The following is a 19,887-nucleotide window of genomic DNA, read 5'->3' on the forward strand; positions in this document are numbered from 1 at the left end:
TGTATTGATTTGGCAATGGATAAGGAGTAACGATGGCATATACTGTAAGAAAATTACTTGAATCAGAACAATTTCCAAAAATGAAGCTGCTTTGCGGTGAAAAAGGTCTAGATTTGGAAGTGAAAGGCATTCGAATAATCGAAATTGAAGATATGGAGCGATACCTGACGGGTGGTGAAATACTCATAACCAGTCTTCAGGTATATTTATCATGCAGTGATCGAGAAGTAGAGCAGCATTTTGAAGATTTAGTTAAAAGTGATATAAGTGGATTCATTGTAAAGAAAAGAAAAGAATATGATCCTACAGGACGCAGATTGAGTTTATTAGAAAAACACTGCAAAAAATATGAAATTCCTCTGGTAGAAATTCCAGGAGATTTATATTACTGGGGAATTATCCGTCATGTTATGATGCAGGTATTCGATAAAGACACTGCACGCTTAAAGTATTTTAAAATTACACATGATAATTTTAATACGTTTATTTTAAAAAATAATGGATCAAGCAATACAGCAAGTGATATTATCAAATTTTTAAGCATCATGATCGAGAATCCTGTTGTATTGTATTATGGTAATCTTAATTGTATGGTTTCAACAAACTTGGATAACTCCAAGTTAATATTGTCAGATGAAATTCAGCCATATAAACCCAATATTATTACGAAATTTCAATATATGAAGCAGATGAAAGGAAGCTGTGTTCAATATATAGTGAAATTTGCCATATTGAGTGAGGTGGATATATATATAACAATAACAGAAGAAAATAGAGAACTGATAGAACTTGATTATATGGCAATCGAGAATGCGATTATTAACTTGCAGTATGAATTTTTGAGTGAATTTGCACAGGATGAAGTGAAAAAGAAGTATCAGAGAGATATTATCCATAATATTCTGAATGGATTACTGAGTTCGAAAGAAATGACTGAAGCGGCAGCACAGCTCGGAATGAAAGAAAGCGATACTTACAGGGTTGTTGATTTTCATACCATCACAAAAAATGTACAAAGAAAATATACAAAAGAACAGCTTCACGAAGTAGGTGTTATCGAGGGTGAATTGATGCATCTTTTGCCGGATGCGCTTATTTACAGAAATATGGATCAGATTGTTATGATTCAACAGGTAGATTCCAATCAGACAGAACTGGAATATCAGAAAGAGATGGAAGAAATAGAGGAGGTTATCCAGCGAAGCATCCTTTATAGAAAGAAAGATACAGACTTTCAGATTGGTATAGGAAAAAGTGTGGAAGGGTATCAACGATTGAAAGAATCTTATTACGAAGCAAGTCAGGCTATCAAGTATATTGAGATTATCCGCCTGGTGACTGGTGATAAGAATAAGTCAGTAGTACATTATTCGAACCTCGGATTTTTCCAGATATTCGGCAAAGTTGATGATATGACGGAATTGGAAAGATGCATTCCGGAAACATTAAAGAAATTATATTTATATGAGGATGAACATAAGGGAGAATTGATTACAACCTTGCAGATGTATCTTAGAAATAACCAAAGCATCAAGAAAACTGCAGGTGCAATGTTTGTTCATTATAGAACGATATCTTACAGACTTGAAAAAATAAAACAAATTTCTGGAATTAATTTTGACAATGCAAATGAAGTGCTGGCAGTCAGTAATGGTCTGATTATTTATAAAATGTTAAAAGAAATAGAATAGAAAAAGAAAGAGAAATCGTGTTGAGGCATGGTTTCTTTTTTTTTGAACGAAGTTCATAAAAAGATATTAATGGAGAATATCGATACAATGGAACAGATTTTACAAAAAAACGGATAAATATTTTCATTGATTGTACATTATATTAACCGGTTTCAATCTGTATAATTGGGAAACTGATGAGAAAATATTTCAGGAAAAGAATCACTGCTACAGAGGATAGTATTTTTTTGATACAAACTAAGACCTTGCAGGGTTTAGATTAGAGGGATAACGATGCAACTAAAAAATTCAACAGATTACGCAATTAGAATTGTGTGTTACTTAGCAGCACAGGAACGGATGGTATCTACATCAGAATTATCACGGAAGCTAAATGTTTCTGCTAATTATGTTCCTAAAATAGCGAAAAAACTGAAAAATGCAAAAATAGTCACTGCCTGTGAAGGTACAAATGGTGGCTATATGCTGGCAAAACAACCGGAGAACATTTCTTTAATGGATATTATATCGTGTGTAGAGGAAACAATGGCAATTAATCGTTGTTTGGAAGAAGATCGTTTTTGTTCCGGAAATTTAGAAGATACCTGCAAGATACATAAAATATTGTTGAGTCTGCAGAATACATACAATAATAAATTAGAGAGTGTAAAGGTTTCAGACGTTATCCGCCCTGGAGAAGATGAATATTTTGGACGGTTTTATGTTGTATTAAAACTGAACTTAAAGGAAAAAAGCTACGAATGTGTGTATTCACATATCCGTGAAGTGTATGAGAAAGTGAGAAAAGCAGAAAGCTATGAAGAGTTCATAAGCCAATATGTAGAAAGATACGTGTATGATTCTGACAAAAAAATGGTTCATGACTTCTTATCAAGTGAAGGATTAGAAGAAAGACTAGTTGATGGATGTATGGAAAAAGATCTTCCGTATCGCAGAATTACTGGAAAAGATAAGAATGCATATGTTTGGATGGAAGCAAAAAAATATATAGATGTAAATGAGAATACTGCAATTATTACCTTGCATAATGAGAAGATTATCCAGAACACAGTTATAAAGATGGAACGTGAACTCATAAAAAAAGAACAGGATATGGCAAAGCAGTATTGGGATATGGTATCACTTTTAACTACCGTATTGAATCATAATCATTTAGTTGAAACAGGGTACCAAGACGATATCAGTTTCTATACGAAACAGGTATATCTTCAATTGCAGAAAAAATATCCGGAATACGGGATTACGGATGAAGAAATAGCGTCAGTAGCTCATTTGGCACCGATTCATGATATTGGAAAGATAAAAGTACCACTTGAAATTTTAAATAAAAATGGAAAATTGACGGATGAAGAAATGAATGTAGTGAAGCAACATCCATTAGTAGGTGCAGCGATGACCCAGAGATTCCCAGAAGGGATAACAACGGAAAAGCTGAATCAATATAGCTATGAAATATGCAGACATCACCATGAAAGATATGATGGATCAGGATACCCGGACGGTTTAAAAGGGAATGCGATTCCAATGTGTGCACAGGTTGTTGGAATTGTTGATGCTTACGATGCATTGATCAATGATCGCCCATACAAAAGAAAGTATGAACCTGAAGAGGCGATACGGATGATTTCAAATGGTGAATGCGGAGCATTTTCCAATCAGCTGATGCAATGCTTTCAGGAGGCAGCAAAGCAGCAAAACTGGTTAAAAAGGCAAAATTAAAGTAACAAATGAAGGCAAAAGATTAGAGGTCCAGATATGAAGAAAAAAAGAAGGATAGAGAACAGAATTATCGCAGTAATATTATGTATAGCTATCTTATTTTCTCAAGTGAATATTGCGGATGCGGCAGATCTGAATCCATCAGGTACCAACACGAGTCAAGTGGTCCTTTCTGATGAAACCAATATGAGCAATGATGAAGCATCAACCGAATCCACAGTTTCAGATGAAATAAATGGCACCACGGAATCCGAATCTAAGATATCGGAGGAAACAAGTGAAAACTCGAAAAATGACGAATCGGAATCGTCCGGTGGAAATGTTAAAGCGGAATCAACAGATAATATAGATGCTTATTATAAGGATAGTAAAATATGCATTTATAATTATGAACAATTAAAACAGATTGGTTCAGATGCTTATATTTACACAGGTGATAAGGATGGAAAGATTGGTTCTGGAGAAGTAGTAAAGAATGAAGGCACAGAGCTGAAATACGGTGCAGATGCTCAGTACATTTTGATGAATGACATCCAGATGAACTCGGAACAGATGTGGTTAGTACCGGATTCCTTTACCGGAACTATCACAGGTACGAAACTAGAAGAAAACGAAACACCAACGCTGTATGATAAGGAAACGGATACAATCTACATATATAATCCATATCAGTTAATGGTACTTGCACAGGAAGAATCTGAAACAGAACCTGTTATGACATTAGATTATGATGCACCACAGTTTGGTATGGGGCAGATGATTTACCCGGATGGAGAAGATCAGGAGTATCTGACTTATAGTAAGTCTCATAATTATGTGTTATCGCAGAAGTTTAATTCGGATAAGCCAGAACTGGTTGCAGATCAATTGACAGAAAAATCAGCGAATGGAGTTCAGTGGCTAGATGGTGAACATGCAGATGGAAGAACAAAACCGGGACAATTATATGTAGAAGTTTCCGGGAAGAAATATATTCTGATCGGAAATGAGTCACAGTTGCGGGCGATTGGAAGCAATAAGAGCGTAACTCCGAGACTGTATGTTTATTACCGTCAGGGGTTAGTAAGCGGATTACTTGGCGGAAAGCCTTTCTACACACCATACTATCCAGGCGATGCGGATCTTGGACTTGATGCTGTTGCTGCAGAAGGGGCAACTACCCATCTTTCTGGATTCCAACAAAAGCCAGATACAGTGAAAGGTGATAACTCGTATTTATATTATAAAGATAATGGTAAGTATAAGCTGGCAGATGTCGATTTGACAAGCGATGATATTGTTACGGGTCTGTTGAAGGGAGTAGGTGGACTGTTAGGGACATTATTGGGTGGTCTTACAGTAGGAACTGGTAGTTTATGTGGCGTTAACGACCAAGGGTTACCTGACAATGAAACAGCGAGTCTGATGAAGTTAAAGCAAGAATATGGTGGTTTAAAATATTCATCCAATGCAAATTACATCATTTTTCGAGATATTGACTTATCCAAGGATGGTGTGAACTCAAATAAAGAAGATGATCTGTGGACACCGCTTATGGTGTCGGGGGACATCAAAGGTGCAAAGTTAGCAGATGGACAGGCGACACTTACGGATGGAAATTCTATTTTGGCAACTGGAAAACCTGTAATTTCTAATGTGAATGTGAACCAGACAGAAGAAATGGATGGTTCTAAGTATATAGGAATTGGATTTTTTGGAACAATTACGAATGAGGTGAATGTAAACAACATTGGTGTCAGCGCCGGAACGGTTTCCGTATCAAACCTGGAATTACAAAATGTAAATGTACAAAATAACACGAATAAACATAAAAATACACAGACCATAATAAGTGGACTTACATCGGGACTTGGATGGCTTGTAGGTGGTGTAGTTGATTTATTAGTAGGAGTTTTATCATTTGGAAGCGTAAAACTGAATTTGCAAGATACATTATCAGCACTTTTAAATGCAAGAGCAAAGGATCCGACGATTTATGCAGCAGGTGCATTCGCCGGAAGGCTAGTGGGTGATGTTTCCATTGAAAACTGTGATGTGACAGGAAAAGTCAGTGTTTCGAATATTAATGATCGTACTGGTGGGTTTGTCGGTTATACAGAAGGTGTAACAGAGTATGACGGATTGTCAAAAGCTCTTGGAGTAACGGTGAATGCATTATCATCATTGTTAAATGCAATTCCGGGACTTGGGCTTGGAGATTTGATCACAATTCTTCTGGACAATGCATTGCCGGTTGGTAGTTTAATCCCTACTGGATACAAAAATGTAAATATCAAATACTGTCATGTAGAGAATCTGGCAGGAACTATCGGAGCTGCGGATAAAGATTATGCAGGTGGTTTTGTAGGACAGCAGGTAGGAACAAGAATCTTTGACTGCTCCGTGAAAAACAGTAGTTATTCTGTAACGGCAAAAGAATACGGCGGAGGATTTGCAGGAATCAGCAGAGATGCAGAAATCCGAGGTTTGTTAAGTGATGTAGGTGTTGAACTTATTCGAGTAATGCAGCCACAGAGTATCTTGTTAAATTGCAATCTGACAGGATGTAATGTCTCAGTATCTGGTGAAAATTATCAAGGTGGTATTGTAGGAGCACAGACAAACAGCTATGCAGTCAATTGCGGAGTGAGCGGAAGCATTGCAGTTAAAGCAAGCGGAAGTTATGCCGGTGGTGTGAGTGGTATTTCAACAGTTGGATGGATTACAAACCTTGGAAATAAAGAAGTCAAGGATGCAAGCCTTTTAACAACAGTGAAAGACTTGTTGACAGGTCTTTTGTCGAGTAATCCGGAAAAAGCAGGTATGCTCTTGTCACTTGTAGGAATTGCACCATCAGCAATCCTGGGATGTAACATGGATTGTTCATCAGTTTCAGTTGAGGCTGGTAAGAGCTATTCCGGTGGTATTCTTGGTGGTGGTGATGGCGTCTATATTGCAGAATCCAGTTCCGAATATTTAAATAAACTTCCGTATTGGAAACATGGCGGACGAGATGCGAGCAGTGTAGCCCAAAGAGATAATGTGCTCACAGGATTAAAAACAGTTACGGCAAGTGAAAATCGTGCCGGGGGTATTGCCGGAAGTGTAACAACAGCAAATGTCACAGGACTTTTAAATAATACGCTTGGAATCGGAAACTTCCTTGGATTTACTGTGCATCATGTAACAGTGACGGGAGTAAATGATGGATATACAGTAGAAGCAAAAGAAAACTACGCCGGCGGAGCGATTGGTGAAGCTGTCGGTGGAGATGTGGATACTGTAACATTGAATCAGGTAAAATCTGTTACAGCAAAAAACAGAGTAGGTGGTTTTATCGGTTGTGCAGGTCCGGGAGATCTGGCTGGTGGAAACGGACTGACTTTGAATCTGTTAGGACTAAACAATTTGCTGAAAGTAGGAAATCTGCTTTCTGTGGCAGAAGGTGTCAGAGTTAAAATCAATGAAGCTCATGTAAATGGCATCGCAGGAGGCATGACTGTAGAAGCAACAGGTGCAAATTCCAATGGCGAAGTAGTGGATTATACAGCCGGTGGTTTCATCGGAAAGAGTAACAGCTGTGAGATCATTAAGTCTGATGTGAAAAATTTAAAAGAAGTAACAGCAAATGATACAGATGGTTTTGCAGGAGGATTTGTAGGTTCTTCACAGACCGGAGGTCTTGCAGATGTAGCTGGTGAAGCGGATGTCAAGGCTTTGCTAAATGCAAATAAGTTGTTAGGTGCTGTCACGTACTTGCTTCCTTCTTATACAGAGTGCACGGTTACTTATGTTGATAAAGGCGGAGTTGCTGCAGATACAGCTGGCGGTTTTGTCGGAAACTTCCAGAGTGGAACGGTTAACAACCAAGGCGCAGGAGAAGGTAGCTATTATTCTGTCTATAATCTGGATCATGTAAACGGGCAGTCTTATGCCGGAGGCTTTGGCGGAAATGTTTACTCCGGAGCATTGGCAGATGCTGGAGGTGGAATCAGCATTCTTGGAGGTATCAAGGGGCTGAATATTAATGTCGGAGATTTGCTGAACCTGATCAATGCCTACATTCCATATGTGCAGTATGCAGGAGTCAAGTCAGACAACGGATTTACTGTTACTGCCAACAAAATGAAAACAGACGATAGCAATTCTGGAAGTGCCGGAGGATTTATCGGTTACGGAAGCGGTGTACAGATAAGCTACTGTGATGTTACGAATCTGAAGCATACTACTGTAAAGGAACCGAAGGATCTGGAAGCAAATGAAGCACCAACATACTATGATGAAAATAAAAGCACATATGCAGTAACCGGTGCCAGATATGCAGGTGGATATATCGGATATATGGATATTGGTTCTGCGGCTTCAATTGGAAAAGGTTTGAGCGTACTTGGTAAATCGATAGGAATCAATCATGTGCTGGATGCATTGAATGTCGTTGTTTCTACAATAGAACATTCTGATGTTACAGGAAATGTTGGAGGTTTTGCAGTAAAAGCGACCTGGAAAAATACAGCATCTGATGCATCGGCAAATGACATACTTGGTGATGCAGGTGGTTTTGCCGGAAAGATTTCCGGTGGACACATTCAGAATTCCAACGCAAATAACTTCTCATATATCATTGGCCAGATTACAGCCGGTGGTTATGTGGGAGACTTGCAGCCAGGAAATGTGGCAAATGTCCTTGGCGATACTGGTATCTTAGATGATCTTGTTAATGTGTCAGATACATTGGCATCATTAGCGGAGGACTTTGTACCGACGATCAGAAACAGCTCTACGACTTGTATTCCTTGTGGTGGTGCAGTTCGTGCAGATGCTGATTCCACAACACAGGTACAACGAGGTATGGCCGGAGGTTATGCAGGACATAATGAAGGTGGTCACATCTGGGGAAACAATACAAAGAAATGGAAAGGTAAAGACTATACCGGACCAACAAGTGTCTGCAAAGCAGTCCGGATTCGCTCGGTATACGGAGAAGAAATTGCTGGTGGCTTCACAGGACTTATGGAGTCAGCAGATACGGCAAGTACCGGAAACCTGTCCTTGTTGTGGGGACTGGTAAAAGTAGATAACATCCTGGGAGCTCTTAGTGTTGTCTATCCGACGGAAGAAAATACGGCAGTTTACGGACCACTTGCCTTGATGGATTATGAAACCTGGAATAAATGGGTGGAGTTTGTCGGAAAAAAGGGTGGTTACGGAAGTGATCTTGCGGAGCATGGAACAGTAAGTAATCAGGCTGAACTGGATGCAATCATAGGAAAGTATGCTTACGGATACAATGTTGTAGCAGGAAGAGTCAATTACCGAGATGAGACAAAACTGGCAAATGGCGGAGCAGCCGGTGGCTATGTCGGATCAATGCAGACCGGAACTATTACAAATGGACAGGCTTATCAGGCGAAGACAATTAAAGGACTTCGATGTGCCGGCGGTTTTGCAGGGGAAATGATAAACGGCGGAGCAGCAAAGCTTGGAGGAGTTGATATCCTCGGTCTTAATCTGCAATTAGGACAAATGCTGCAGGTACTTAATGTCTTTGTGCCAGTAATCAAGAAATCTTCGGTAGAGGGTTATCAGAGTGGACTGATTGTCCAGTCAGAAGGTGTAGATGACAAAGATACCTGTGGTTATGCCGGAGGTTATGTAGGAAAACTGATCGGTGGGCAGATCTGGGGCGAAAATGATGCACGCTGCAAGGTCACAAAGCTGAGACGAGTTGACGGAAGAAGCTATGTCGGAGGATTTGTCGGAAGCTCCAGACCAGGAAGTGTAGCAACAGTGGATCCTACTGCAGGAGAAGGATTACTTAGCCAGCTTCTGAATAAACTGTTAAGTACACCGACAGATTTGATAAAAGTATTAAATGCCACAGTCGCAACTATCCGTTATGCGGATGTGGAATCCTGGGATGACTGGGGAATCATCGTAAATGGTGCTTACGCAAGTAGAAGTAATAACACTTCTTATGCAAAAGCAGCCGGAGGATTTGCCGGAAATCTGGAAGGAACTGTACTCGGTGAGAAGGGTACGAAAGAGGCAGGAGTTTCTGTACAGAATATCCGTTCCGTAGTCGCAGGTGAATATGCCGGAGGATGCTTTGGTGTTGCTGACGTGGCCGGAGTTGCCAATATCAGTGCAGGAAATGAGACCTCGCTCCTTGATAAATTATTAGAGCTTGGAAGAACCGATGTGCTGGATGCGTTTAGAAGTTATGTATATTACGGAACTGTAAGTGGAAGTAAGGATGCTGGCTTAAGTGTCAGCGCAAACACAGCGATAAAATCCGGACAGAACAATCAGGTTACCTATAGCGGAACGGCCGGAGGTTTTGGCGGCTCACTGTTAAATGGTTCTGTGAAAAACAGTAAAGTAACAGAATTAAGTAATGTAAGAGGTTTAAATAGTGTCGGAGGATTTGTCGGCTATTCTGGAAAGAGTGGAGTAGTTAAGGCAGACAAGATAGACGTTATTGGAGACAATACAGGACAGTTACTGGGTGGAGCTCTTGGAGTTATGGACATTTTTGGTTCTCACATTGATGACTGTGCAGTTACAGGAACTGATGAGGGTTACACTGTGCAGAGTACAAATGGAGAAGAGCAGATTGCCGGAGGATTTATCGGATATGCAAATCTTGCAAGAATGTCGAATTGTACAGCAGGTGACAAGACAAACCAGAAAATTGGACTGAAACAGGTAGCGTCAGGTGGAACAGCCGGTGGATTTGCAGGACGAACAAGTTTCGCTTATCTTGCAGATTTGAAGTTGGATTCAGGAGCAGTGAATGTAATATTCTCAGTTGTTAATCAACTTGTAAAAGCACTATATCTGGATAAAATCCAGGATTCCGATCTTCTGAAGATTAATCTTGGAATCATCAAAGTGGATGCGCTGTATGATGGCAAACTGCTTCATGTAAATCTGCTTGGATTGGATATTTCTGTAGGACTTTCAAAAAAGTCAACGGATAACAATCAACAGACAGACCTTGCAATTATTACGATTGGAGATTCATCCATCAAACTTCCATGCGATGAAAATGGACTTTTGAATGATAATGATGCCAAATCCAATATCAGTGTGAGTCTGATCAAGGCGAATCGAACAAAAATCACAGATAGTAATGTCTACGGTGTCAGTCAAGGATATGATGTCTATGCCGGTGGAGCCGGAAATAACAATGATGGTGATGCTAAAGACGGACGAAGTGGTGGCTTTGTTGGATTCAACGATGAAGGACTTTTGAAGAACAACAACATGTATTACTGTGATGTGGTTCGTGGAACAAAAGATCTTGTTGGACCATTTAGCGGAAAGAGTAAGTTGGATTCTGTATATGAAGCTAACACACAGGAGAAGGTGGAAGGCGAGAATAATAATTACCGTATTTACAGAAAGCTGGATGTAGCGCTGGATCAAATCAAAAAGGGTTCAGACAAGCTGAATCTAAGCTATGAAAAAGATACTTCCAGTGGATGGGATATTTACACGCTGGGTCATATGAATTCGATAAAAAGCTATGAAACTTTGCAAAATGCAAAGCTGACAGATGATACTTCGTCTACGACAGCAGAGCTTAAAGCTTATGAATCACCAGCAAAAGCAGTATTGATGTCAGATACAAAAACAACACTGAACACAGGAGATAGTGATACACCGGAACCATCCGAGTCGCAGGATCCATGTGATGAGTACATCAAGCTGACAATCAATAAAATCTGGAAGGATTTAAACAATTTTGATCATAAACGACCAGATAGTATCACGGTAACAATATCACGTACCTGGACAGATGCGAGCAGTATAGAACACACAGAACCAGTTTCGGGTTACGATAGTTACACCATAAAAGGTTCCAGCGATAAATCTAAGTGGCAGGAGGTGATAAAGAAACTTCCAGCATACAAGACAGTTGGAGATGATATTTATTATTACACGTATTCCATCACAGAAGCAAAAGTGGATGGTTATACAACAACGATAGATAAATCGCAAGATGGATTTACCTTCACAATAACTAATAGACATTTCCCAGGTCTTCCGGATACCGGAGGATACGGAAGCTATTTGATTTACCTGATAGCTGTTCTGCTTTTCCTGGTATATTTCGTAATGAGATATAAAAAATGCAAGGAAAATAAAAAAGCAGAAAAACTATAAAAAAAATTCTCAAGAAAAGGAGATAAAGGACATGAAGAGAATGAAAAAAATCATGGCATTAATGCTGGCAGCGATTATGATGATGGCTATGTCTGTCACAGCATTTGCCGCAGAAGGAGCAACAAAAGGCACACTTACAGTAAATGTAAAAGATGGACAGACATTAGCAAATCAGACAGTTAATATCTACAAATTATTTGATATGACAGTCAGCGGTTCTAATTATGGTTACAAAGTAAATAGTCTGTACACACCAATTTTGGATCAAGTTTTAGGTGATGGTTTCACTGATAAAACAGATCAGGGATATTATGACGCAGTGAAGAAAGCTACAGATACTAATAATGGAACGAATACGCAGAAATTTGCAAATGACTTCACAAAAAAATTATTAAAGTATAATAAAGAACATCCAGACCAAATGATTAAGGAAACAAGTACTAGATCATTTGATGAAGATGCAACAGATACAACTTTTAATGTTGAGGGGTTAGACTTTGGTTACTATCTGGTTTGCCAGACTGGTACAAAAGAAATTCAGTCTTCATTAGTTCCAGTAGTCAGTGCAACAGCAACAGTGAACTTAAAAACTCAAGCACCAGATATTACAAAAACAGCAGATAAAGATGCAACTACAGTTCACGTAGGACAGACTGTAACTTATACAATTACAGGACAGGTTCCTGATATGACAGGTTATAGCAATTACGTATATAAAATCCACGATACATTAACAAATGGTTTGGATTTTGTAACAAATGAAGCAGGAAACGTTGTTGTAACAGTTAAAATTGGAGAAGCAACTTATAATGATGTAGTAGGTGCAATTTCTAAGGATAACGAAAGAAATATGACAATTGACTTATCTGAAAAAGTGAAAACAGCTGCTACAGGAGCTAAAATCGAAGTTACTTATCAAGCAAAAGTAAACAAAAATGCAGTTGTTGAAACAAAGAATAGTGCGACATTAGAATATAGCAATAAACCAGGTACAGATGCAACAGGAAGAACAAAACCGTCTGAAGTTGTAACACCTACATATCCACTGGATGTAAAGAAAACAGACACAAAAGATATTATGTTAGCAGGGGCACACTTTAAGCTGTATGCTTCAACTACAGATGGTAACATCGATAAAAATGCAGTAATCAAAGTAACAAAAGATGTAGAAAATACTGATGGTGAATACACTTATGCAGCTGATCAAAGTGCAGCAGATACAATTGACGAAATGGTAACAGTTGCAAGTGCAATTGATGGAAATTACAATTTACACATTAACGGTCTGGCAGCAGGAATCTATTATTTGGAAGAGACACAGGCACCAGATGGTTATAACAAGCTGTCAGCTCCAGTTAAGGTCACAATCAAAAAGACCAGCGACACTGAATGGACTATTACAAAAGATAACAATGAAACTCCAGAAAATGATAAAATCATCGATATTCAGAACAGCACTGGTTCCCTTCTTCCATCCACTGGTGGACGTGGAGCAATTGCATTTTCTGTAATCGCAGCTCTTCTTGTATTCGGTGTAGCAGTAAGCTTCATCCGTGACAAAAGAAAAGAAGCATAATAATTTTACCAGAGATATAAGATAATATTTAAGGAATTGGCGGTTATCTTCCACGGAAGGTAACCGCAATTCCAAGTATAACAACAGGGAGAATGAAATGAAGAGTAAGAAGAAAAAAAAGAAGGTAACAATAAAAGATATTATTCGTCTGATTGTGCTTTTGGTTGCATTCTCCGTATTGTTATATCCAACGTTTAGTAGTTATTTGAATGAAAAGAATGGTTCCAAAGTTGTATCCTATTATGATGAGGAAAGCGTAAAGTTAAGTAAGGCAGAAAAAGAGCAAATGCTGGAAGATGCGAGAGCATACAATAAGGAAATGCTGGGAAATATTGATTTGATTGATCCATTTTCGCAGGAAGATGTGGAAATAGATGCTCGTTATGAGAGCCTGTTAAATGTAGATGGTTCTGGAATGATGGGATACATTCGCATTCCTAAGATTAATGTAGAACTTCCAATCTATCATGGAACAAGTGAAGCTGTGCTACAGGCAGGTGTCGGACATTTTTGGGGTACATCTCTTCCAGTTGGTGGAGAAAGTACACATACAGTTCTGACCGGACATAGAGGTCTTCCGACAAAGACACTATTTACCAATATGGATAAACTGGAAGTAGGGGATATTTTTTACATTAAGGTTTTAGATGAAACACTGGCATATCAGATTGATCAGATATTAACAGTTTTACCGGAAGAGACAGATGGGTTATCTATTGAACCAGGCAAGGATTATGCAACACTTGTTACTTGTACACCATTTGCAATCAATACACACAGACTTTTAGTACGTGGAGAGAGAATACCTTATGAAGAGGCAACGAAGCAAGAGCCGGATACAAATATAAAACCGGAGTTATCTTTTACTGCTAAAGTGCTGATTGTAACAATTATAGTAATTTTTATAGGGTTGCTGATTGCTGTAATTTATAGTATACGAGATAGAAAAAGGAGGAAAGTAAGGTGCGAAAGAAGATAAGAAGTATTCACATTATTTTATTCGTTATGCTTTTTCTTGTCGGTAGTTTTATAGATATTTCAACAATCCATGCTGAAGCAGGAAGCAGAACAGGAAGCATTCAAATTATTTACAAGGGGAGAAATAGTTCGGATAAAGAAGTGACTCTTTCCGGAGCAAAGTTCTCAATATTTCCAATTCAATATATGAAAAATGATGAGCTGGTCTGGGAAGATAGTTTTAAAGATTCAGGTATATCATTACAAGATACCAGTGCAGAAGCAAGAGAAAAACAGGCAAAACAATTGTTTGCATTTGCGAAGGAAAATGATATTTCCGGCTTAATGCAAGAAACAGATAGTTCGGGACGCACGAGTTTTGGAGGATTGGATGAAGGAATTTATCTGATTGCACAGATTGAAAATGTGGAAAGTGGTACAGATAAATTTGAATCTGCGCCATTCCTTGTTAATATTCCATCTGAAATCAATGGGAATGTAGAATATAATGTAACGATAGAACCAAAGGCTGAATGGGTTTCACCAGAAACACCACCGAGCAATCCAGATAAGCCAAAGGATCCGTCACCTTCAAAACCAGATAAACCAAATACTATTCAGAAAATAATAAATACGGTAAAAACCGGAGATATAACAAATATAGTTGCATGGTTTTTAATAGCGATTGTTAGTCTTGGTTTGATTGTAGGATTATATAAAAAGAGAAAAATGAAGTAGGCATTATTTAAAGAAAACTGATCCATTGCGGTGGAATCAGTTTTCTTGTGTTATATGGTTTAAAACGTTTCTAATATTAATGTTGAAGTGGTGGTGCAACGGTACGATTGATATCGTTGTTTGATATTTGAGGAGCATTGAGCAGTGCTGTGAAATTCTGTTGGATGATATCTAGTGTCTTCTGTTTTTTCTGCAATTCCTGTTTTTCTCGGACAGTAGCAGCCTGTTCAGATTCAAGATGTTCAATCCGCTTTTGGATTTTCTCAGAGCTAGGGATTTTGGTAACACCCAGATCCTGAAGCTCTTTTTTTAGTGAATCGTGGAGCTGGTATTCTGCCTGATGTTTGGTGCGGTATGCTTTTGGATTTTTAGCAGATTTACAATCTTCAATTACTTTACGACAAAGCCGGTAAGAATCGCAGTGTTTCTGAATGACTTTCTGCGTGCTCAGCTCACTGTTGATTTGTGCTATTCTTTGGTCGGCAACTTTCATAGAAGCTTCAATGTCAGATACATGCTGCCTGAAATCGTCATAATTCAGCAAGTTATTTTCGGAAAGATAGTTGAAGGTACGAACCGCTTCTTTCAGGTTATTGAGTTTTGCCCATCGTTCAAAACCTTCACGATTTCCAGTTGTGACATAAGTGGAGATATTGATATACAAGCGAGCTTCTCTGGACAGATGTCTTGGAGTTTTTACTTTGCTACGATTTTTAGCCAGACGGATGCGAACATTTTCTTCGGAATAATAGCTTCCGAGAGATTTCATATAAGTGAAGTTCTGCTGTTCCGGTGCACGGAATGACAGGTGCTTTCCCTGCCGGATTTCATATCCGGCTAACTGCATTTTTTGTAGAAATTCCTCATAGTTGATGGAAGTCCAGATTGCCTTATCAACTGCAACACGTAGCTTGGCTTTCCAACTGGTGCCACGATGATATTCCATATTCTCTTTATAGCTTTTACCTTTTTCTCCGGTTGGCATGCTTGTGGCAAGTCCATTTTCATGGCAGATACGATTACTGACTCTGCAGAGTTTATGGTAGCTCCGCTTATTGGAAACATACTTGTGATGGTCAACAAAGCTTGCGGCGTTGAAGATGATATGGTTATGGATATGATTTTTATCAACATGCGTACTGATCACATATTCATATTTTCCTTTCAGTACTTCGTCAGCAAATTGCTGCCCTAAGCGATGGGCATTTTCGGCATCAACTTCTCCAGGCTTAAATGACTGGATCAGATGAAATGCCAAGTTATCGCCCTTGTCCATTCCATTCTTTTTTGCCATTTCTCTTGTCATAGAAAATTCAAGATCTGCAGTTTCCGGGGAACAGCCAAAACTGGAAACTAAAAGTTTTTCATCTGTCTTATCTGGATTTGTAATATAGTCCAGAGCTTTCTTGTCTGTTACTTTAATGGGGAAGATTTTAAGATATGCCATATTTCTTTTACCATCTCTTTCAATTCTTGCATTTCTTCCGGATATAGATCTCCGGTGGTATTTACCTTTTTTGCAATCTGGTTGATATTTACACCAATCTTGTGCATTTCCTCATACTGTTTCTTCAGTGGAGTGGTATCGGTGTTGACGATGTAACCGTCGATTGCCATTTTTCGCAGATAAGCTCCCATGTTTTTAGTTTTTGACTCTATCATCTTTCTGCGGATAAGCTTCCTTTCTTCTTCGGTGACATAAAAATGAATTTCTTTGTTTCTTTTTCTTTCAGCCATTAGCAGTTTCTCCTTTCTGAGAGGGCAGTAGTATCGTTGCTTTCAGCGTTTTTCAATTTAGGGCAGGGTACCCTAAATTGGGATTTCCCGGAAGTGTATCCTCACTTCCTGTCCTTGCTATTTACCGGTGGCACAGCCGCCGGAAGAGAGTCCTTAAAAAGATTCCTCTATAAATAAGGTACTGAGAGAAGAAAAAGAGGACATCGAAGCTCAGAAGTATGACGCAGGCATGATTCTGTGGTATAGTAAAATCTGAATGAAAAAGAAGAAAAGAGGTCAAACCGATGTCACGGAAAAACCATAAGATGATAGATGGGAGACTACTGCAAACGAATAAGAAGTATTCCCAATTAAAAATGAAGCAGAAAGAAAAGATTGCAGAATGGATGTTTCAGGTAACCAGAGATTATTATATGAAAAAATGTACTTTTCCGAGTGACAAACATCTGGAAGAAGTGGTGGATTCTGTTTATGAAAAAATTGAAGATGCAGAAATTTGGATTCCGTATGGAGAGGTCTTCAAGCATTATAAATCCAAACGATCGGATATCAACAAACATGTCAGAAAATCTCTGAATGAAAAAGAAGAGAGTCGGATTGAGAAGGTCTGTTTTATGAATATGTGTATGATTCAGGATCATAAAGGAAATGTACTGGCTCTGGATAAAGTAAATGATAGCTATACCGGTACAACTTTTCCAGGCGGTCACGTAGAAGCAAATGAGATTTTTCAGAAATCTATGATTCGGGAAGTCTGGGAAGAAACAGGACTTAGGGTTGAAGCACCGAAGCTTGGAGGATTATATCATTGGCATAAGAGCGGAGTGCACTATGTTATTACCCTGTATAAAGCGGATAAGTTTACCGGAGAATTAAAGAGTTCTGAGGAAGGAAGAGTTTATTGGATTCCGCTGGAAGAGTTAAAAACAAAAGAACTTGCTACAGGTATGGAACACGTTTTGCGGATTCTGGAATCAGAGAAGGTGGATGAGTGCTATATGCATCTGGAAGCAGATGGATATGTGGGAGACTTGTATTAAAGAATTATATGAGAAATGTGTGCTTGGGTAATGATGAGCCAAGTGAATATTCTGGTGCTAAACAGGCAAGGAAGATTCTTGAACAGGCAGCTGCTTTATTTGCCAGTGGAACTATGAACAATGAGGACAAAACTACTTTCATGGATGAGATGACGAGACTTTATCTGGCATCTAAAAAGAACAGAAGAAAATGGTAAGAAAAAATGAACTGTTTTGTTTTCTTGCTTGCTAGAAAAGAAGGATAGAATGTATAATAGTGTTAATGATCCAGAGAGGTTTACTCTGGAAATAGAATTATTCGCACCAATGGTGCGAGTATAGATTAGGAGTGAAAGAATGGTAGAAGATACTATGTTTTCCGGGGAATCGAAAAATATTGAGTACAAGGTATCCTTACCTGATAAAAGTGAAAAGTACATGAAGACAATCGTAGCTTTTGCCAATACACAAGGTGGCAAGCTGATTTTTGGAGTAGATGATAAAACACACCAGATTGTTGGTGTGGAAAATGATGTGTTGTTTCAGCTGATGGATGGAATTGCCAATGCAGTTTCTGATTCCTGTGTGCCACAGATCATTCCTGATATTGAGCCGCAGACGGTAAACGGGAAAACAGTTATTGTTGTATCAGTAGAAGCAGGAAAGAATAGACCATATTATCTAAAATCAAAGGGAAAAGATAATGGTACTTATATCCGTGTTGCAGGTACATCAAGGTAGGCATTTTCAGAGAAAATAAAAGAATTGGAGATGGAAGGAGACAGAATCTCCTGGGATGAACTTACCTGTGTAGGATATCCAGTTTCAGAAGAAGCTACAGAGAAACTTTGCCAGGATATTGAAAAGTTCCGGAAAAAAGCAGGAATGTCAGAGCATTCTGTGAAGAAAGAGCAGCTGATAAACTGGAAGATCTTAAAGCAGAGTGAGGGACAGCTTCTGGCAACGAATGCCTATGCGTTGCTGACATCAGATTATTTCTCATTTTCTAAAACCCAATGTGCGGTATTCAAGGGAATAGATCGTGCAGTATTTCTTGATAAGAGAGAATTTATAGGACCAATCTATACACAAATCGAAGAAGCAGTAGATTTTGTATTGAGAAATATTCGACTTGGAGCAACAATTGACGGATTGGTGCGAAAAGAGAAATATGAGCTACCACCGGAAGCAATCAGGGAAATGATCATTAACGCCCATTGTCACCGTAACCTGTTGGATGAATCTTGTATTCAGGTCGCAGTTTATGATGAAAGACTGGAGGTGACTTCTACGGGTGGATTATATAACGGATTAACTTATGAGGAAGTCATGAATGGTCATTCGAAGATCCGGAATAAAGGCATTGCCAATATATTCAGTCAGATGGGACTTGTAGAAGCATGGGGAAGCGGAATAAAAAGAATCCTTAATGCTGCAGAAGAGTATGGACTTTCGAAGCCGAGATTTCAGGAATTCGATAATATGTTTCGGGTAGAGCTGTTCCGTAGTTCATTTCCGATGACAAATGGAAAAGAAAGCATCGGAGAAGCATCGGAGGTAGTGTGGAGAACAGACCTCAACAATACACAGCAAAAGATTATAAAGTTACTTTCAGAAGATCATCAATTATCAGCAGTTAAGTTAGCTGAAAAAATTGGGGTTGCCAGTCGAAATATTGAGAACAATATTAAGAAGTTAAAAGAGTATGGTATTCTTATAAGACATGGATCTCCAAAGAATGGTTACTGGGAGATTGTAGATAAAGATCTACAGGAGTGAGAAGTAAATTAGTCCAAGATAACTCAAGATTAGTCCAAGAGAATATATATATAAATAACAAAAATAGATTGACATTTTGTAGTAATCAGTAGTAAACTGTACTTGTGGAAGGGAAGTGATATGTTTGGCTAGAAAAACACCAAAAGATGGCAAAGAAGAAAACATACGAGTACGGGTGACTCCAGAACAAAAACAGAGACTTGTTGAGTATGCAGAAAGACACTATCAGAGCATGAGTGGTGTTGTATGTCAGGCATTGGATCTCCTGTACGCAAGAGAAGAACAACAAAATAATAAAGAGTAAAATGGAGTTATTTTGGAGTTTATTTCTTCATAAGCGGTGCGAAAAACGCAAAAACAGAACACATGTTCGAAATATAAACCTCTAATAACAGCCTTTGCGTGTCATGAAACGCAGTCCGCAAAGGAGTTCGAGTAACGGACTAAAATGCCGAAAGCCTGTATTTATGCAATGTCATTAACTTAAAAGCAGAAGATATTTATTCCGAAATGGATTAGATAT

At 38.7% G+C, this 19,887-nt stretch carries 13 protein-coding genes; 11 read left to right on the forward strand and 2 right to left on the reverse strand.

Annotated elements, in window-relative coordinates; translation table 11 throughout:
• Nucleotides 1-32 precede the first annotated feature (32 nt).
• The 6 genes from DW743_RS16225 (at nt 33) to DW743_RS16250 (ending at nt 14,829) form a co-directional block, all read left to right on the forward strand.
• Nucleotides 33-1,691 carry a PucR family transcriptional regulator gene (locus tag DW743_RS16225; protein WP_117761203.1) on the forward strand — a complete coding sequence of 553 codons (1,659 nt, stop codon included), beginning with the start codon at nt 33-35 and terminating at the stop codon, nt 1,689-1,691.
• A 273-nt stretch (nt 1,692-1,964) separates the two neighbouring features.
• Nucleotides 1,965-3,410, forward strand: a complete 1,446-nt coding sequence (locus tag DW743_RS16230) for an Rrf2 family transcriptional regulator (protein WP_117761205.1) — start codon at nt 1,965-1,967, stop codon at nt 3,408-3,410.
• A 36-nt stretch (nt 3,411-3,446) separates the two neighbouring features.
• Nucleotides 3,447-11,558, forward strand: a complete 8,112-nt coding sequence (locus DW743_RS16235) for a Cna B-type domain-containing protein (protein ID WP_117761207.1) — start codon at nt 3,447-3,449, stop codon at nt 11,556-11,558.
• Nucleotides 11,559-11,589: 31 nt separating this feature from the next.
• Nucleotides 11,590-13,134, forward strand: coding sequence for a SpaH/EbpB family LPXTG-anchored major pilin (locus tag DW743_RS16240; protein WP_117761209.1), 1,545 nt, complete (start codon nt 11,590-11,592; stop codon nt 13,132-13,134).
• A 97-nt stretch (nt 13,135-13,231) separates the two neighbouring features.
• The gene (locus tag DW743_RS16245; RefSeq protein ID WP_117761211.1) at nt 13,232-14,113 is read left to right on the forward strand and encodes a class C sortase; all 882 of its coding nucleotides are present in this window, start codon (nt 13,232-13,234) and stop codon (nt 14,111-14,113) included.
• A complete protein-coding gene (locus DW743_RS16250) occupies nt 14,098-14,829 on the forward strand; it encodes a pilin N-terminal domain-containing protein (RefSeq protein ID WP_117761213.1) in 732 nt (243 codons plus the stop codon). Before DW743_RS16245 ends, DW743_RS16250 begins: the two co-directional genes overlap by 16 nt.
• Nucleotides 14,830-14,905: 76 nt before the next feature.
• Here the strand turns inward: DW743_RS16250 and DW743_RS16255 are convergent, their stop codons facing one another.
• Together DW743_RS16255 and DW743_RS16260 are read right to left on the reverse strand one after the other, a co-directional pair.
• Complete coding sequence (locus tag DW743_RS16255; protein WP_117761215.1) at nt 14,906-16,276, reverse strand: relaxase/mobilization nuclease domain-containing protein; 1,371 nt, start codon at nt 16,274-16,276, stop codon at nt 14,906-14,908.
• A complete protein-coding gene (locus DW743_RS16260; RefSeq protein ID WP_117761217.1) occupies nt 16,243-16,566 on the reverse strand; it encodes a MobC family plasmid mobilization relaxosome protein in 324 nt (107 codons plus the stop codon). The genes DW743_RS16255 and DW743_RS16260 overlap by 34 nt, the downstream gene beginning before the upstream one ends.
• Nucleotides 16,567-16,922: 356 nt before the next feature.
• Here DW743_RS16260 and DW743_RS16265 point away from each other — a divergent pair, with 356 nt between their 5' ends.
• From DW743_RS16265 to DW743_RS16280, 5 genes are all read left to right on the forward strand, one after another.
• Entirely contained in the window at nt 16,923-17,606 is a 684-nt protein-coding gene (locus DW743_RS16265) for an 8-oxo-dGTP diphosphatase (protein WP_243004562.1), read from the forward strand.
• A 23-nt stretch (nt 17,607-17,629) separates the two neighbouring features.
• Nucleotides 17,630-17,803, forward strand: a complete 174-nt coding sequence (locus tag DW743_RS18015) for a hypothetical protein (protein ID WP_158565955.1) — start codon at nt 17,630-17,632, stop codon at nt 17,801-17,803.
• A gap of 139 nt (nt 17,804-17,942) precedes the next feature.
• A complete protein-coding gene (locus DW743_RS18560) occupies nt 17,943-18,326 on the forward strand; it encodes an AlbA family DNA-binding domain-containing protein (protein WP_243001899.1) in 384 nt (127 codons plus the stop codon).
• Nucleotides 18,327-18,356: 30 nt separating this feature from the next.
• Nucleotides 18,357-19,364, forward strand: coding sequence for an ATP-binding protein (locus DW743_RS16275; RefSeq protein ID WP_243004563.1), 1,008 nt, complete (start codon nt 18,357-18,359; stop codon nt 19,362-19,364).
• A 124-nt stretch (nt 19,365-19,488) separates the two neighbouring features.
• Nucleotides 19,489-19,668: a hypothetical protein gene (locus DW743_RS16280; protein ID WP_028086473.1), complete on the forward strand. Its 180-nt coding sequence runs from the start codon at nt 19,489-19,491 to the stop codon at nt 19,666-19,668.
• The last annotated feature ends 219 nt before the right edge of the window (nt 19,669-19,887 follow it).

The sequence above is a fragment of the Blautia sp. AM28-27 genome (genome assembly GCF_003480905.1).
GTDB classification, from domain to species: Bacteria; Bacillota; Clostridia; order Lachnospirales; family Lachnospiraceae; genus Fusicatenibacter; species Fusicatenibacter saccharivorans.

What these genes read in the sequence shown, in the direction of transcription:
- DW743_RS16230 (WP_117761205.1), top strand. Translation starts at nt 1,965, where the DNA reads ATGCAACTAAAAAATTCAACAGATTACGCAATTAGAATTGTGTGTTAC.
- DW743_RS16245 (WP_117761211.1), top strand. Translation starts at nt 13,232, where the DNA reads ATGAAGAGTAAGAAGAAAAAAAAGAAGGTAACAATAAAAGATATTATT.
- DW743_RS16255 (WP_117761215.1), bottom strand. Translation starts at nt 16,276, where the DNA reads ATGGCATATCTTAAAATCTTCCCCATTAAAGTAACAGACAAGAAAGCT.
- DW743_RS16275 (WP_243004563.1), top strand. Translation starts at nt 18,357, where the DNA reads ATGGAAGGAGACAGAATCTCCTGGGATGAACTTACCTGTGTAGGATAT.
- DW743_RS16260 (WP_117761217.1), bottom strand. Translation starts at nt 16,566, where the DNA reads ATGGCTGAAAGAAAAAGAAACAAAGAAATTCATTTTTATGTCACCGAA.
- DW743_RS16225 (WP_117761203.1), top strand. Translation starts at nt 33, where the DNA reads ATGGCATATACTGTAAGAAAATTACTTGAATCAGAACAATTTCCAAAA.
- DW743_RS16265 (WP_243004562.1), top strand. Translation starts at nt 16,923, where the DNA reads ATGAAGCAGAAAGAAAAGATTGCAGAATGGATGTTTCAGGTAACCAGA.
- DW743_RS16235 (WP_117761207.1), top strand. Translation starts at nt 3,447, where the DNA reads ATGAAGAAAAAAAGAAGGATAGAGAACAGAATTATCGCAGTAATATTA.
- DW743_RS16240 (WP_117761209.1), top strand. Translation starts at nt 11,590, where the DNA reads ATGAAGAGAATGAAAAAAATCATGGCATTAATGCTGGCAGCGATTATG.
- DW743_RS18560 (WP_243001899.1), top strand. Translation starts at nt 17,943, where the DNA reads ATGGTAGAAGATACTATGTTTTCCGGGGAATCGAAAAATATTGAGTAC.